The organism is Halogeometricum pallidum JCM 14848 (genome assembly GCF_000337095.1).
Classification (GTDB): domain Archaea; phylum Halobacteriota; class Halobacteria; order Halobacteriales; family Haloferacaceae; genus Halogeometricum; species Halogeometricum pallidum.
In genome coordinates this window covers 39636-54053 of the sequence record NZ_AOIV01000021.1, presented here as the reverse complement: position 1 = coordinate 54053, position 14418 = coordinate 39636, and the positions used below count along the sequence as shown (strand labels likewise).

12 protein-coding genes are annotated in these 14418 nt (G+C 61.9%); 4 read left to right on the top strand and 8 right to left on the bottom strand.

What is annotated here, in order from left to right; translation table 11 throughout:
• Nucleotides 1-179 precede the first annotated feature (179 nt).
• Nucleotides 180-1415 (bottom strand): RNA-guided endonuclease TnpB family protein, encoded by a 1236-nt coding sequence (locus tag C474_RS08425; RefSeq protein ID WP_008385837.1) that lies wholly within the window; start codon nt 1413-1415, stop codon nt 180-182.
• Nucleotides 1416-1469: 54 nt separating this feature from the next.
• On the opposite strand from C474_RS08425, the gene C474_RS22575 reads away from it, so the two are divergent.
• From C474_RS22575 to C474_RS08415, 3 genes are all read left to right on the top strand, one after another.
• The gene (locus C474_RS22575; RefSeq protein ID WP_008385835.1) at nt 1470-1610 is read left to right on the top strand and encodes a hypothetical protein; all 141 of its coding nucleotides are present in this window, start codon (nt 1470-1472) and stop codon (nt 1608-1610) included.
• 66 nt (nt 1611-1676) lie between these two features.
• Nucleotides 1677-2156: a hypothetical protein gene (locus tag C474_RS08420; RefSeq protein ID WP_008385833.1), complete on the top strand. Its 480-nt coding sequence runs from the start codon at nt 1677-1679 to the stop codon at nt 2154-2156.
• The gene (locus tag C474_RS08415) at nt 2153-3040 is read left to right on the top strand and encodes a hypothetical protein (protein WP_008385832.1); all 888 of its coding nucleotides are present in this window, start codon (nt 2153-2155) and stop codon (nt 3038-3040) included. Before C474_RS08420 ends, C474_RS08415 begins: the two co-directional genes overlap by 4 nt.
• Before the next feature lie 138 nt (nt 3041-3178).
• Here the strand turns inward: C474_RS08415 and C474_RS08410 are convergent, their stop codons facing one another.
• The 7 genes from C474_RS08410 to C474_RS08380 all read right to left on the bottom strand — a co-directional run bounded on the left by C474_RS08410 (nt 3179) and on the right by C474_RS08380 (nt 12946).
• On the bottom strand, nt 3179-4147 hold the full coding sequence (locus C474_RS08410; protein WP_008385831.1) for an AAA family ATPase: 969 nt from the start codon (nt 4145-4147) through the stop codon (nt 3179-3181).
• Between the two features lie 792 nt (nt 4148-4939).
• Nucleotides 4940-5869: a DUF4350 domain-containing protein gene (locus tag C474_RS08405; protein WP_008385829.1), complete on the bottom strand. Its 930-nt coding sequence runs from the start codon at nt 5867-5869 to the stop codon at nt 4940-4942.
• Nucleotides 5870-6145: a hypothetical protein gene (locus C474_RS08400; protein ID WP_008385827.1), complete on the bottom strand. Its 276-nt coding sequence runs from the start codon at nt 6143-6145 to the stop codon at nt 5870-5872.
• A 490-nt stretch (nt 6146-6635) separates the two neighbouring features.
• Complete coding sequence (locus C474_RS08395) at nt 6636-8588, bottom strand: hypothetical protein (protein ID WP_008385825.1); 1953 nt, start codon at nt 8586-8588, stop codon at nt 6636-6638.
• A 756-nt stretch (nt 8589-9344) separates the two neighbouring features.
• On the bottom strand, nt 9345-10502 hold the full coding sequence (locus C474_RS08390; protein ID WP_008385823.1) for a tyrosine-type recombinase/integrase: 1158 nt from the start codon (nt 10500-10502) through the stop codon (nt 9345-9347).
• A 369-nt stretch (nt 10503-10871) separates the two neighbouring features.
• A complete protein-coding gene (locus tag C474_RS08385) occupies nt 10872-11804 on the bottom strand; it encodes a UDP-glucuronic acid decarboxylase family protein (RefSeq protein ID WP_049916848.1) in 933 nt (310 codons plus the stop codon).
• Nucleotides 11805-12028: 224 nt separating this feature from the next.
• The gene (locus C474_RS08380; protein ID WP_083861983.1) at nt 12029-12946 is read right to left on the bottom strand and encodes a glycosyltransferase family 2 protein; all 918 of its coding nucleotides are present in this window, start codon (nt 12944-12946) and stop codon (nt 12029-12031) included.
• A gap of 304 nt (nt 12947-13250) precedes the next feature.
• Between C474_RS08380 and C474_RS08375 the strand changes: the two genes are divergently transcribed.
• Entirely contained in the window at nt 13251-14372 is a 1122-nt protein-coding gene (locus C474_RS08375) for a glycosyltransferase family 4 protein (protein ID WP_008385818.1), read from the top strand.
• The last annotated feature ends 46 nt before the right edge of the window (nt 14373-14418 follow it).

Sequence of the window (14418 nt, the reverse complement as noted above, 5' to 3'; positions counted from 1 at the left end):
CGACTACACACGACAGACGAGTGACATCCGTCCCGCCGTGAACGGCGGGGCTTCCCACACGGTGGGAATCCGTTAGGCAGGTTTCAGTCCGAATACGCCGAGAGCGTCATCTGCGAGGATGTCTCGCTCGTCTCCCGGTGGACTGTGGCGGTGTCACGACCGCTCCCGTCCTGTGGNTTTCAGTCCGAATACGCCGAGAGCGTCATCTGCGAGGATGTCTCGCTCGTCTCCCGGTGGACTGTGGCGGTGTCACGACCGCTCCCGTCCTGTGGTGAGTCATCGCCTGCCGGTTTCCAAGGCAGGCTCTCTCCCCACGGGTTAGCGCGACCGGCGATGTTCGCCGCCGCGTTAATATCCGCTTGAAACTCCGTTACGTGGCAGTCGTCGTGCGGACACACGAACTCCGCTTGTTGATTCCGGCGACCGAGACGCCCACAGGCGTGGCACGTTTGGGAGGTGTACGCTGCGTTGACGTACTCGACGCGGATGCCTGCCTCGGTCGCTTTGTCTTTGATTCGACCCTGTAGCCGGGCGAACGCCCATGCGTGAAGCCGCCGGTTCATGAACTTGCCATAGTCCAACCGTTCGCGGATGTACGACAAGTCTTCAAGAACGATTACCGGCTTCTCGAAGGAACAGGCGTACTCGACGGCTTGCCGAGACGCTTTCTCGACAATATTCGTGAGCCCGTTCTGGTAGTGGTCGAATCGTTCGTCCGCGCGCCACTCGGCGGCGTCTCGTGATTGTAGCCGCCGGAGCGTCGTGAACATCTCTTTGTGGAGGTGTCGCGCTCGACTGCCGCTGACGAGCATCGGTTTCCGTGGTACGTCGCATTTGAGGGCACAGCCCGTTATCAACGCGCTCTCACCTACGTCGAAACCGATGTACGTCGGGTCGTCCGGGTCGGTCGGTTCTTCGATCGAGTATTCGACGGTGACGTGCAACTCCCACGACGTGCGGTGTCGCTGTAGCCGCAACTCGCCTGCCTTCGCGTCTTCGGAAAGCAGGTCGAACCACTGCGATTCCTGTTCGGGGTTGATACGGAGTGGAATCCAGAAGTTCGTCCCGCGTCCGGGCTGCGGGGCCTGCCACACGAAGCCATGTTCGCGCTCATCGGAGTAGTCGAACTTCGCGGCCCGATTGACGAGTCGGACCGGGTGCTCGTCGTCTAACTCCTCGGCGTTGTACGTGTCGCGGAGTTTCGGGACATAGGATTTGAGCGCGTCTTTGGCTTGGTACGGCAGGTCGTAGGGCGTCACAACGTCGTTGACTGCAGACATTGTGTTGGCCCTGTTGTCGAAGGCGTCGTGGAGTGCGGTTCGGTAGGTGTCCAAGAGTCGCTGGAGGCGGTGCTCTTTGCCCGTAGTGGGCGCGGCGAGCGTAGCCTGTAGCGTCTTCGTCACCGTCTCGGACACAGTATTGGGTAGCCGACCGACACACATAAACATAACTCTGGTGTAACGCTGGACATGAAGTACGTCAAGATAGATTTTGAGGACGAATGCCAGTACGAGAGCCTGAAAGAGACGAAAAAGCGTCACGGACTAACGTGGAAGGGGATGCTGCTCCACGCACAACGAGAGTTGGATTCCGGCCCGACCACCGAGTAGCGGTTGGTCAGCACCATGTCGCATTCACTCCCGGCCTGAAGGCCGGGATTCCCTGCTTGAATTAAGATGGCAACCGCCCAGCCCACCACCTCCTCTGACTCCCGGTTCGGGTCCGTCTCTCTCGTCGCAGGAACGGTACTCGTCGCCGCATCGCTGTGGCTGCTCGGCGGCGGCCTCACCGGCGTCATCGTCGGCGTCGCCGTCGGTTTCGCCGCCGCCGCCAGCGCGAGTTACTACGGCGTCGGTCTCGCCCACCTCGCCGCCCTCTTGACGACGTCGTCCCCGGGCCTCGTGGGCGTGGTGTTCCTCGAACTCGCCTCGGTCACCTACCTCTCTGCGGAGCTAGCGCCGGCATCGAGACGCCGCGATGCGGGGCTGCTCGCCGGACTGTCCGGCGTCGCCCTCGCGGCCGTGACGGCGCTCGCGACGGTGTACGACGCAGCCGCCGCCGCGGCGGCGCTCGTCTTCGCAACGGCGCTCGTCGGCTACGCGCTCTATCGCTACGGGCTGTGGAAACTGGGCGTCCTCTCGGAGGATCCGGCGTGAGTCGAAACGAATCGGGGAGCGCCCGAATTACCGATTCGGACGACGAGCCCGTACGCGATGGAAATCCCGAAAACGGCGCTCCCTCGACGGACTCCGACCAAGCGGCCCAGGCGGAACGAGAGCGACTGCGAGAGGAGAACGAGCGTCTCCGCGCGCGCTACGACAACTCGCGCCGCAGCGGGCAGGAACGAACCGCGGTCGGATTGGCCGTCGTCGGCCTGTTCGCCGGCGCGTTCGCCGTCGTCGCCCCGATGGTTCGGGAACCGCTTCTCGGTATCGCGGCCATCGGGTTGTTCTCGGCCGTCGTGACGTGGTATCTCACCCCCGAGCAGTTCATCCCCATAGACGTCGGGCGGTCCACGTTCGCCCCCCTCTCGCGAAACGAGGCGGCGCTCGTCGACCAACTCGGCCTCTCCGGCGAGCGTCTCTACCTCGAAACCGCCGACGGGTCGTTCCGACTGTTCGTCCCGCAGACCGCAGACAGCCGACCGCCCCGTGATTCGACGTTCGAGCATCCGCTGGTCGTCTCGGAGACCGCCGCGGACTCGGGAGTGGCGTTCGAGCCCAGCGGCGTGATGCTGTACCGCGAGCACGCCGCCACGCGGTCGGGGGAGCCCGATTCGGTCGCGGACGTGGTCGTCGAGGCCGGCGAGTCGCTCCGGGAGAACTTCGAGTTGCTCCTCTCGGTCGACGCCGAGGTGGACGCGGAGAACGCCCGCGCCACCATCGACGTCGACACCCCGGCGTACGGCGGTCTCGACGCCTTCGACCATCCGGTCGTGTCGATGTTCGGCGTCGCCCTCGCCGCCTACCTGGACGAACCGGTGCGCACCGAGGTATCGGAACTGGAATCGGGTCTGTGGTCGATCACCTACCGCTGGTGACACTTACTCCTCGGTAACCGCGATTCGACGCCGGTCGGGTTCAAAATCGACTCAATCGACCGAACCGATTCTCGAGTTATCTCGATAGGACAGTAATCCAACTATTTTCGATACCGAACGGAGGGTGTGACCCGGTCGTCACTCCGGCGAGGAGGCGGGTGACTTCGCTTCGGGGGTGTCGACCTCTTCGAGAATCTCCTCGATGATCTCGTCGACGTCTCGGTCGCTCAGTTGGGCGTCGGAGCTCAGCACGAGGCGGTGGGTCAACGCCGGACCGACGAGCGTCAGGACGTCGTCGGGGAGGACGTAGTTGCGTCCGTGGATGGCCGCGCGCGCCTTCGAGGCGGTGAGGAGCGACAGCGACGCACGCGTCGACGCCCCGTGTTCGATGTCCGGCGAGTTCCGCGTCGCCGTGACGATATCGAGGAGGAACTCGCGGACGGCGTCGGAGACGAACACCTTCGTGACGGCCTCGCGAGCCTCGATCAAGTCGTCCACGTCGACGACCCGTTCGACGGTTTCGGGACCGAGGCCGGGATTGTCGTGGAAGCGGTTGAGGAACTCGCGTTCGTCCTCGCGTTCGAGGAGGTCCATCTTGTACTTCAGTTGGAAGCGGTCGCGCTGGGCCTCCGGCAGTTCGTAGGTCCCCTCCATCTCGATGGGGTTCTGCGTCGCGACGACCATGAAGGGGTCCGCGAGCGTCAGCGTCTGCCCCCCGATGGTGACGTGTCGTTCCTGCATCGCCTCGAGGAGAGCGCTCTGGGCCTTCGGCGTCCCGCGATTGATCTCGTCGGCGACCACCAGGTTCGCGAACACGGGGCCGCGGTGAATCTCGAACTCGCCGCGTTGCTCGCGGTACACCTCCGTGCCGGTGATGTCGGCGGGGAGGATGTCGGGCGTCATCTGGATGCGGCGGAAGTCCAGACCCGACACGCGAGCGAACAGGTTCGCGGTCGTCGTCTTCGCCGTCCCCGGCACCCCTTCGATGAGGAGGTGCCCCTTCGTGAGAAGCGAGATCGTGAGACCTTCCACGACGTCGCGGTTCCCGATCAGGACGTTCCCGATCTCCGATTGGATGGCGTCGTAGAGGGCGGCTGGATTGCTCATGCTGTGTTCGACTATCTCCCGTGACACTTAAAATACGCCTCATATAATCGAGAGCAGCACCCCGCTCTGAGTCGTGAGACTGGGCGTTAACTGCAGCCATCTCTGGCGGCTGTACATGTTTTCGTTAGCCTTGCTGAACCCTCAAACGACGATAGGTTCCGATAGACGTGTCTGAATACAATGCGCAAATCGGTCGCCGACACAGTACCCACTCTGAGAGAATCGAATCACTCAGAACAGCGGGTATACGTACGCTTTGTAGCTTGGATGGTGATGCTCTACTCCGACTCGGGTAGGGGGCTTGCTTCTGGTGGCTCATAGTCAACGCTTCGGATCGTATGTCCTGTTTCCTCAAAATGGGCTGTTGCCTGCTTGTTAGTCTCGTGTAGTGATTGCCCGTCTTTACCACCAGTCGACCAATCGCATTCTTCACATTCCATCATCATAGTTTACAAATATTCTAGAGTGCACATAACATTGATGGAGAGAAAGCCGTTATTCCCTCTTTCAGTACGCACATCCATACCGAACAGCGGTCTCACAATCAAAAGATGCGAAACGAACCGCAATTGTGTGCTGAACGCACTCTCTGTATTCAGGACGTCACTCCGACCAGACTCCGAGGAGTTCAACAGAGTCGTCTGAAGATATCTCTCTTAGTCGAGTTCTCCTGTTCACGTGCAAAAGTGGTGGTCTGTGCCATCGGCTCCTCCGGGAGTCGTGCGATGGAAACGGTAGTTCACCGACCGCCTGCACGGCAGAATACAGTTGAGCAGTACCGAAGAAAAGAGATTATTCATCCGACCGTCGGGACCAACTTGGCCTGCCCTCTCGCGCGAGCACCCCGGCGAGGAAGAGACCGACCAGTCCGACGCCGACTTGCACGAGCGGCGAGCCGCGAAGGAGGATGAGCGCCGACCGTATCGGCGGCTGTGAGTCCGCGTGCGAGTAGTCCAAGACGACGGTGTCGTGCCCGCTCACCAACTGCTCGGTGAACGCGCGGTTGTCGGCGCGGTCCTGCATCGCGTTGATGAACACGCTCGGGTCGCTGACGGTGACGACTCGCCCCTCGCCGACGTTTTCGGCGACGACCACGGGGTACGACCGGAACGGTTCGTCGTCGTTGGGTTGACCGTCGTCGTTGACGTCGAGATAGGAGTACTCCGAGGTGGAAACGAGCGTGGTGGCGTTCGACTCGTTCGGCACCTCGACCACGGTACCGTGATTGAGCATCACCGCGTTGACGCCCGTCGCCGAGAACTGCTCTGAGACGTTCGTCGCCGTCGGCATCGCCGTCGTCGGGCCGTGATAGCGCATATCCCGTACCAGACGCCCGTCGAAGCGCGCGTCGGCGCCGACGCCCGCGAGCAGTTCGTCGCCTCGCGGTGTGAAGTCCTCCGCGACGACGAGCGTTCCGCCCGCTTGGACGAACTGTCGCATGCGGCCGAGTTCGGCGTCGGTGTACGTTTCGCTCGGCGCGATGACGAACGCGACCGTCTCGTTCGGGTCCTGTTCGTCGTACGCCGTCGTCTCCAGCGCGACGGTGGGTTCCGCACCGACCGTCTCCGCCGCCGCTCGAACGGACGACGCCCCGTCCCACTGGCCGTTGAACGCGCCGAACGCCGAGGTGGACGTTGCGCCGGCGACGACCAGCGTCAGCAGACAGACGGCGACGAGGGCGGCCAACAGCGCTCGCGGCGACAGGAAGTCGTCGAGTCGCATCTAGAGGCCTCCCCCGGGGAGGATTGCGAGGATGCGCTGTACGACCACGTACGCGAACCCGATCAGACCGAGCAGGATGAGCCACTTGAGCCGCCGGCGCCAGCGTGGACTCACGCCGAACGGCGCGGTGAGTTCGACGACGACGAGAAAGCCGATGAGCGAGACGACAAACAGCAACTCGAGGGAGAACGCACCGAGCACTGTCAACAGGAGGAACGTCGCCAGCATCCACGCGAGGTGGGCGTGCACGAACCGCTCTCGCCGAGTCGAGACCATCTATCCGTAACTACACGGCCGGCTATACGTAGCTTTCGGGGACGATTTCGATTGGCCGATCACTCGGTGAGAATATAGATTCTGAGAATCAGGTTTGCGAAGAAATGAAATATAATCATGAGAAAACTGTACAGTTTCTAAAAATTCTAAAAAGTGTGACGATTTTATTCTAATAGACATACAAAACAAGAATGTAAATAAAAATACTCGGGCGCATCTAATAACACATATTATATATTCGTCTACCTGACCTCTTTCGGAGATAGGTAGCAAACTGGTCCGTCTACGTCTGCTCTCGAGCGCCACGTCTGATATTTAAATTTGAGAACTACCAAGTGCTCGGCATCTGTTCGTCTCTGTGTGACTGGGTACCCATGGACAAAAGGATGACCAACTTCCACGCCGGTTCCTTGGAGCGTCCCATCCTCCTCACGAGAGAGACGATGCCGACGAATGGCACCGTCCTCAAAAGAGGAGGAGAGAACGCTCCTCAGTCCGCTTGCATCGTCCCGCCGGTTGGAAGCGCCTCGACGGCCTGTTCGACCGCGGCGAGACGCGACTCCAGTTCGTCGATTCGCGCTTCCTTGCGTTCGGTCTCGGCTTCGAGGTCGTCGATACGTTCGTCTTTCCGATCGAGCGTCGATTCGAGCGCCGCGATTCGGTCGGCGTCCGACCGGGCCGCGGACGCGTCCTCGTTCGGCGCACCGTCGACGCTGGCGTTGACGAACGCATCGACCGACTCCTCGTCTTCGGATGCGGACGTGAGCGCCCGTCCGACTACGGGAGCAGCAGGGGTACCGTCGGCGACACGAGCACGGCCGTCCGCCGCGTCGGTCGCGACGAGGAGGTCGCCCGCATCCACCGTTTCGGCGACGTCGACGGGGACCTGTCCGAGCATCGCGACCGCGACGCGGTCCTCGGTGTCCTCGGCGTTGTTACCGAGAACGATGGGTCGGTCGGTGACGACGAACGCGGTGTCGGCGTCCGCGGTCGTCCGCGTTATCTCGCCGCCGCGGAGTCCGACCACCTCGCCGGGTGCAAACGTCGCATCGGGATCGGCCTTCGGGAAGTACTCGCCGAAGTCGCCGCCGGCGCCGGTGTAGGTGACGCCGCCGGAGCCGTTGCCCTCGATAGTGCCGATGGCGTCGTCGCGTCCGTTCAGGAACGTGACGAAGTCGTTGTCCGGGCCGGGCATCTCGGTGTTCACCTTCAGTGCGAGCACGTCCGCGGACGCGTCCTGACTCTCGTTCTCGACGTACGCGATACTACTCGCGGGGTCGCGAGCCGATCCAGCCGCTGCACCCCGTACGTCCAGCACGTCGGCCTCGGGAGCCTCGTGACCCAGTCCGACACCACCGGCGGCGTCCACGAGGAACTGGTGCGCACCAGTGGACCCGAACGCCGCGTCCTCGCCGTCGGACCAGACGAACGCGCCACGGTGGGCCGCCGCGGCACGGCGACCCGCGGCGAGGCTGTACTCACCGGCGGCAACATTCGAACGTCCGCCAGGAACGGTCGCACAATCGTTCTCGGCGACGTTCGCACGTCCGCCGCCGACAGTCGAGTACGGCGCGCTGGTCTCGTCCTCGTTGTCGCTGCCGGCGACGTTGTCCGCGCCGCCGGCCACCGTCGCGAACTCGTCGAACGCGCGGTTGCCCTCGGTACTGTCGCTCGGGGGTTCGAGGAACATCGTTCCCAGCACCCCGCCGACTGACACCAGTACGTCCGTCGACCCGCCGCCGCCCACTGTCGCGCCGAGCGCGCTCGTCTCGTTCAGGAATCCGCCGCTGACGGTGGACGCCTTCCCCACAGCCTCGTTTTGCAACCCGCCGCCGACAACTGACCCGCCTCCGAACGCGCTGTTCTCGCGTCCGGCGCCGACGGTGGCGGTGTTACCGGCCTCGTTCCCCATCCCGCCGAGTACCGCAGCCGCCGGGTCGCCCGCCTCGTTGCTCGTCCCGCCGGCGATGACGGTCCACGCATCCGTCGCCTCGTTCCCCGTTCCGCCGCCGACGAACGCACCGGGGAGCAGCTTGGTCAAACTGCCCGCTCGGTTCGCTGCACCCCCGCAGACCGCGGTGTGGAGGGCTGTTGCACGATTCCCCCGGTCGCCCTCTTCGCCGCCACCGCCGCCGACGAACGAGTACTCCCCGGACGCCTCGTTGTGCCGTCCACCCGTAATCGCGGCCATCGTCGCGTTCTCCGGAATCGTGTTGTCCCGGCCGCCGGCGATGACCTGCGTCGCCTGGGGGGCGGTGTTGTCGACGCCCGAGAGTACCTCCGCGGACGCCCGTCCCGTACCGAGGTAGCCGAGCAACCCGGCAGCGCCGAGCGCCGTCAGCGCACCTCGCCGTGTGACAGCCGTCGAGGTCCCGGATTCCGCATCGTTCGAGGAGTTCTGCGCCTCTCGTCCGTCGTCGTCAGTCTCCGTATTCTCTGTCATGGCGTACCGCCACCCGTCGCCCGCCGAGTGACAGTCCGAGCGTCTTCACGACGGACGATAGTTGTCAGCATGTGATCAGCACGAACAGTATCACCTGTAGACGAACGAATAGAGACGTGATTTTGCCGACCAGTTTCTATATTTAACGGCTCGACTCACGAATTTCCTCCGTGTTTCCACGGTCGGACCGACTGAAATCGAGTAGTAGATGCTACCGAGTTCACACTCGAACGCACCCGTAGCTGGCCGGTTTCGATAGCAAGACAGTACCCTTCCGCCTCGAATCCGGCGGCGGCGTAAATCACGACGTATAGAAAGATCGATTCGCAGTCTGATTTCGACGGCCTTTGGAGTTGTAACCCGTCTTAGAACGTGGAGAATACTTAGCGATGCGAGATATCGACTTATCGGGACCAGTTTGAGAACTCCATCGCGCGAACAGCCAGTATCGAACTCGAAAGTAGCTGAACGGGTCGAATCAACACGTCTCTGAGACGGAGCCGAAAACAGATTCGAGGCGTTACGAGCCGTATTATCCGACCTCGTATACTTACAAACATAGAATTGTAATGATGCACCGACGAAACCGAGTTACGACCGTCTCGGGGCGATAAAGACGGTGAACGAGGAGTCGATGCTCGGAGCGGGGAACTATCGTATTCGCGCGGTCGAGCGCTCTCCGCTCCTTCGCGCCAACCCATCTCGCGTAACGAACTGCAACCGAGCGGCCCCGTCCACGCGTTCGCGACCCGCAGACTACTCTTCGTCTAGCACGTCGCCGACTCGCTCGCCCAACTCCTCGGCTTCGATGTAGGAGTACGATTCCCGCGTGACGCGGAGCGACCGGTGCCGGAGTACGTCCTGTGCCAACCCGCGGTCTTTGCGGTAGAGTTCGTCGCCCAGTCCCCGGCGCGCGCCGTGTGGCAACGGCGGTTTCCCGTCGACGGCTACGTCCGCGGCCTCAGCGATTCGTTCGAGGACACGTCGCACCCCTTCGGTCGTGACGGCCGGCGGTGCGATATCGTGCTCGCGCAGCACGTCGTCCACGTCGGTGTCTTCGAGGAGCGCGTTCGCTTCCGCCTCGCCCAGCGCATCGCGCGCCGCGGCGTACTTCGACGGCGCGTGGTTCGTCGGAAAGACGGGCCACTCGCCGGAAGGCGGTCGTTGGACCGCTCGCCACCGCCGGAGCGCCTCCCGCGCCTGCTTTGGAACGGAGACGTCCTCCCACTCCTGGGCTTTCCCCCACACGCGAAATGTCCACGCGTCCGTATCGAGGCGCCCCCAGGTGAGGCCCTGTCGGCCCTGCCGGTCATCCCCGCTCACCCTGAACACCTCCGCGCCGCGCACGCCCGTGTACGCGAGGACGTGTACGAGCGCACGGTCCCGGACCGCCTGCTGTGCGTCCAACCCCGCGCGTTCGATCGCTTCGTAGGCGGTATCGTCCGCATACCGGACGAGTTGCCGGCGGACGTCGCGCGACCAGAACTGCTGCGTGTGGTCCTCGTCGTCTCGCGGCAGCGGTTCGCGCGCCCGGTTTGACAGCGCCGGGTTGCGTGCGAGGTCGCCGTCGCGAACGCAGAAGCCGAGAAATCCCGAGATGACGTTGAAGTACGTCTGCGCGGAGGACGCGGAGATGCCACCCGCATCGACGCGCTGGGCGAGTCGGTCCGCGTACCGACGAAGGAGCCGTTCGCCCTCCTCGTCGAACGATTCGAAGGAATCCTTTCCGCGGCGGCGAAGCCACGTCTCGAACTGCGAGAGGACGGATTCGGCCGTCGAACGGTACTGGCCGCTCTCGCCGCCGGCGCGGAGATAGCGGTCGATCGCCGCGGCGAGTTCGCTATCGGCGTCGCCGGCGGCGGACGCTGACACCGTTTCGTCCCGGTCCGTTTCCGGGGGGTCTGATGCGGGCATCGCTTGCGTTCCCCTACGGGAGTGCGGCGCTTAAAACGAGGCGGAGATCCGGCTCGAAGGTGTTATACTATTCATATGTCCTCAGCGGCAGTAGTTAAGGTTTCTCGCAGTGTGTTTAATGGTGCCATACACGAACGGACCGCATCGGGCGCTATTCGCCATTGTGAGAGAATAATCGGTCTCTGAAGTGGCCCGAAACGTCGCCTGGCGCTCTCTACTCCTCGCCGAGAGGGTGTCTCGATACCGACGGTCCGATTCGAGGATCGAACCACTCGAACTGACAGTTGTTGACGGTGCTTAACCGGCAACCGATGAAAACAATGAACCAATACTCCGGCGCGTACCCCCCGAAGACGGGAGAGTTCCGGGTTACACGTGTTGGGCGAAGTACTCGATCGAACGCTCCAGCCCGTCGGTAAGGGGGACCTCCGGCTCCCACTGCAGTTCCTCTTTCGCCTTCGTGATGTCGGGCCGTCGAACCTGCGGGTCTTGCGGCGGGAGCGGTTCGTGCGTGACGCCGCTCTGGCTTCCGGTGAGGTCGATGATCGTCTCCGCCAGTTCGTTCACCGTTCGCTCGTCCGGGTTGCCGAGGTTGACCGGCGTCTGCAGGTCCGAGTCGATGAGCGCCAACAAGCCGTCGATGAGGTCGGAGACGTAGCAGAAACTCCGGGTCTGGGTCCCGTCGCCGTACACGGTCAGATCCTCGTTCGCCAGTGCCTGCCGGACGAACGTGGGAATGACGCGCCCGTCGTCGATACGCATCCGTGGACCGTACGTGTTGAAGATGCGTACCACGCGAACGTCGAGGTCGTGCTGCTCACGATAGGACCGCACGAGCGACTCGCCGTACCGCTTCGACTCGTCGTAACACGATCGGGGACCATACGGGTCGACGTTTCCCCGGTAACTCTCCGGTTGCGGGTTCACCTCCGGGTCGCCGTACACTTCGCTCGTCGACGTGAACAGGTACTTCGCGTCCTTCGCTTTGGCCAACCCGAGGGTCTTGTGGGTCCCGAGGGCACCGACCTTCAGCGTCTTGATCGGATTCCGGCGGTAGAAGATGGGCGAGGCGAGACTCGCGAGGTGACACACCCAATCTAACTCCCCGGCGACGTGGATGTACTCGGTCACGTCGTGTTCGTAGAACGAAAACCGGTCGTGGTAGAAGATATCCTCGAGGTTGGAGTTCTGTCCGGACACCTGATTGTCCATCGCGATGACCTCGTGACCGTCTTCGAGCAAAGATTCACACAGGTGAGAGCCGAGGAACCCCGCACCGCCCGTGACCAGTACTCTACTCATGACTGTGCTCCCAACGGCGATGTTCTACCGTCGCTTTCATCTCGCCGCCGACGTCGGGGTCCGACCCCTCCAACAGGTCGAATCTCTCCGGTCGTGTCGCCAGCCTCACCGGTTTCGTCGTCTCCATGTGTGCGTTCTATTACTTGACGTTCACTTGAACATTCCTACAACTGTATGGATACTTACCAGTTTCAGTCGGACGAATCGAATATCGATTGATATCGTTACGCGGTGAGCAGACCGTGGAGTCGTTGGGCGGGCGAGTACGTGTACTTTCCACCGCTGAGCGCCATCAATCGGATGATCGACGTCTTCGAGTGAGTGAGTCGCAGCGCCGTCGTGTAGTGCTTCCGTGCCGCGCGGTAGTCACCGACCGTGATAGCTTTCGATCCCAACGCCTGCTCCAACACCCCGTAGAACGGTTCTTTGACGCCGTACGTCTCTGCAAGATACCCGTGTTTCTGCTTCATGAGTGGCACGTCCACGTCGCGCGCGCCCTCGTAATCTAGGCTGATCTGCGCGTCGTGGTGGTGTCGCGTCACCAACGCGTCGTGCACGCCCGCGAACTCCGCGACGGTTGACGCCCGGATGTAGAACTCCCAGTCGTCTAGGTTCGTGAGCCTCCTATCGAAACCGTCCACTTCGTCGAAGATATCCGCCCGAACCATCACCGTCGAGGTGGACTTGATCGGGTTACCCGTGAGTAAGTCCTTCGTGATCTGTCCTTCCACCTCCGGTATCTCGACACTGAGTGTCTCCCCATCGGCGACTTGCCGCACGCCGGTGTAGATGACAGCCGCCCCCGACTCTCGGGCTCGTTCGACCTGCCGTTTGATCTTCTCCGGGTGCCACTCGTCGTCGTCGTCTAAGAACGCGATGTACTCGCCGCTCGCCGCACCGATACCCGTGTTCCGTGCGGCCATCGTCCCCTGATTTTCGGCGTGGCGTCGGATGATAATGTCGTCCGTCGCCACCTCCGAGCGGGCGAGAACGTCGGCGACGGACTCTTCGGAGCAGTCATCAACGACGATGTGTTCGATGTCGGCGTAGGTCTGCGCTTTGACCGATTTCACCGCGTCGACGACCCGAGCCGGTCGATTGTACGAGGGAGTTACCACAGACACTGCTGGCGAGCGACCCATACGTCTCGTCAGGCAATAGAAATATATTAATCTACTGTTGACTTATAGGAGAGATAGAGGAGATACAGACAGCTATGGCTGAGAAACCGCCGCTTTCAGTGTTCGCAAGACGCCGACGTGTGAGTGAATCAGGGTACAACGCATCCCTTCGCTTCGATATCCCGCGTACTGATTCTCTTTTTGGAATCAGTGCTCGTCCACGGTCGATAGAGAATGAGACCAGCCGGTACTGCTTTACGTTACGACAGAATCATTATAAGGTGAACCCGTATATCTCAAACAGAGATATTTCAAACAGAATAATATGAAAGTTGCATTCATCTCACCGCGCTACTACCCGAACGTCGCGGGTGGCGGCGAGGTGAGTTTAAAGCTCCTCGCGGAGGGCTTGAACGAACACGACTCGATCGAGAAGGTGAGCGTGTTCTGTTTCGACGGGTTGTCGCTCGATACGATCAACGGGGTGGCCGTCCATCGATTGGGGAACTCCTTCGAGTTGCCGGAGTACTCGAACCCGGTCTGTTACTCGAGACTCAAGGACGTGCTCTCACACTACGACTTGGTGCACTCGTACAACATGGAGTACCATCCCGCGGCGGGAGCCCTCGCGGACCACCTCTCTATTCCCGCAGTGGCCACCCTGAACTCCTATACGTATCTCCCGAAGCGGAAGATGGGGATGGAGACCACGACGAAGGAACTCCTCTACGAGAAGGTGTTCCTCCCGTTCACGGGACGGATTCTGATCAAGTACATCGAGAAGATAGACAAGTTCATCACGCTGTCCGAAGCCTCGAAGCAGATTTACGACTCCCAGCGCGATTCCTATCGGGATATCACCGTGATTCCGAACCTGATAGACACGGAGCTATCGACGTACAACGACTACTCACCTGACGGGGAGGTGACGATACTCTACGTCGGATCGCTGAAGAAGATCAAAGGCGTGCGATATCTCATCGAGGCGCTCACACACCTTCCATCCCGTTTCCGACTGCGGATCGTCGGCGACGGTCCGGAGATGGACAACCTCGTTCGGTTGGCCACCGATCGAAACCTCACCTCGCGAATCGACTTCGTCGGGTCCATTCCCTACGGACTCATCGACGAACAGTACGAACGGGCAGATATCTTCGCCCACCCGGGCGTGTGGGTCGAACCGTTCGGTCGGACCGTCGTCGAGGCGATTCAATCCGGGTTGCCCGTCGTCGCGACGGACCTCGGCGGGCCCTCGGAGATCGTTTCGGTTCCCGAACTGCTCTGTGAACCCCGAGACCCATCGGGTCTGGCGACATCGATTCAGTGGGCGAGCGAGCATCACGACGTCGTCGACGAACTGCAGCGAACGGTCGAATCGCGGTACGCACCGTCGGTCGTCGTCCCCAAAGTCGCCGACCTGTATGCGAATGCGTGCGCGGGTCGATGAGCGATTCTCTTCTATCGGTCCCTCTCCTGTCGGAAATCGATATACA

Coding starts and splice junctions, on each gene's coding strand:
- C474_RS22575 (WP_008385835.1), top strand. CDS start 1,470: ATGAAGTACGTCAAGATAGATTTTGAGGACGAATGCCAGTACGAGAGC.
- C474_RS08420 (WP_008385833.1), top strand. CDS start 1,677: ATGGCAACCGCCCAGCCCACCACCTCCTCTGACTCCCGGTTCGGGTCC.
- C474_RS08410 (WP_008385831.1), bottom strand. CDS start 4,147: ATGAGCAATCCAGCCGCCCTCTACGACGCCATCCAATCGGAGATCGGG.
- C474_RS08405 (WP_008385829.1), bottom strand. CDS start 5,869: ATGCGACTCGACGACTTCCTGTCGCCGCGAGCGCTGTTGGCCGCCCTC.
- C474_RS08400 (WP_008385827.1), bottom strand. CDS start 6,145: ATGGTCTCGACTCGGCGAGAGCGGTTCGTGCACGCCCACCTCGCGTGG.
- C474_RS08395 (WP_008385825.1), bottom strand. CDS start 8,588: ATGACAGAGAATACGGAGACTGACGACGACGGACGAGAGGCGCAGAAC.
- C474_RS08390 (WP_008385823.1), bottom strand. CDS start 10,502: ATGCCCGCATCAGACCCCCCGGAAACGGACCGGGACGAAACGGTGTCA.
- C474_RS08385 (WP_049916848.1), bottom strand. CDS start 11,804: ATGAGTAGAGTACTGGTCACGGGCGGTGCGGGGTTCCTCGGCTCTCAC.
- C474_RS08380 (WP_083861983.1), bottom strand. CDS start 12,946: ATGGGTCGCTCGCCAGCAGTGTCTGTGGTAACTCCCTCGTACAATCGA.
- C474_RS08375 (WP_008385818.1), top strand. CDS start 13,251: ATGAAAGTTGCATTCATCTCACCGCGCTACTACCCGAACGTCGCGGGT.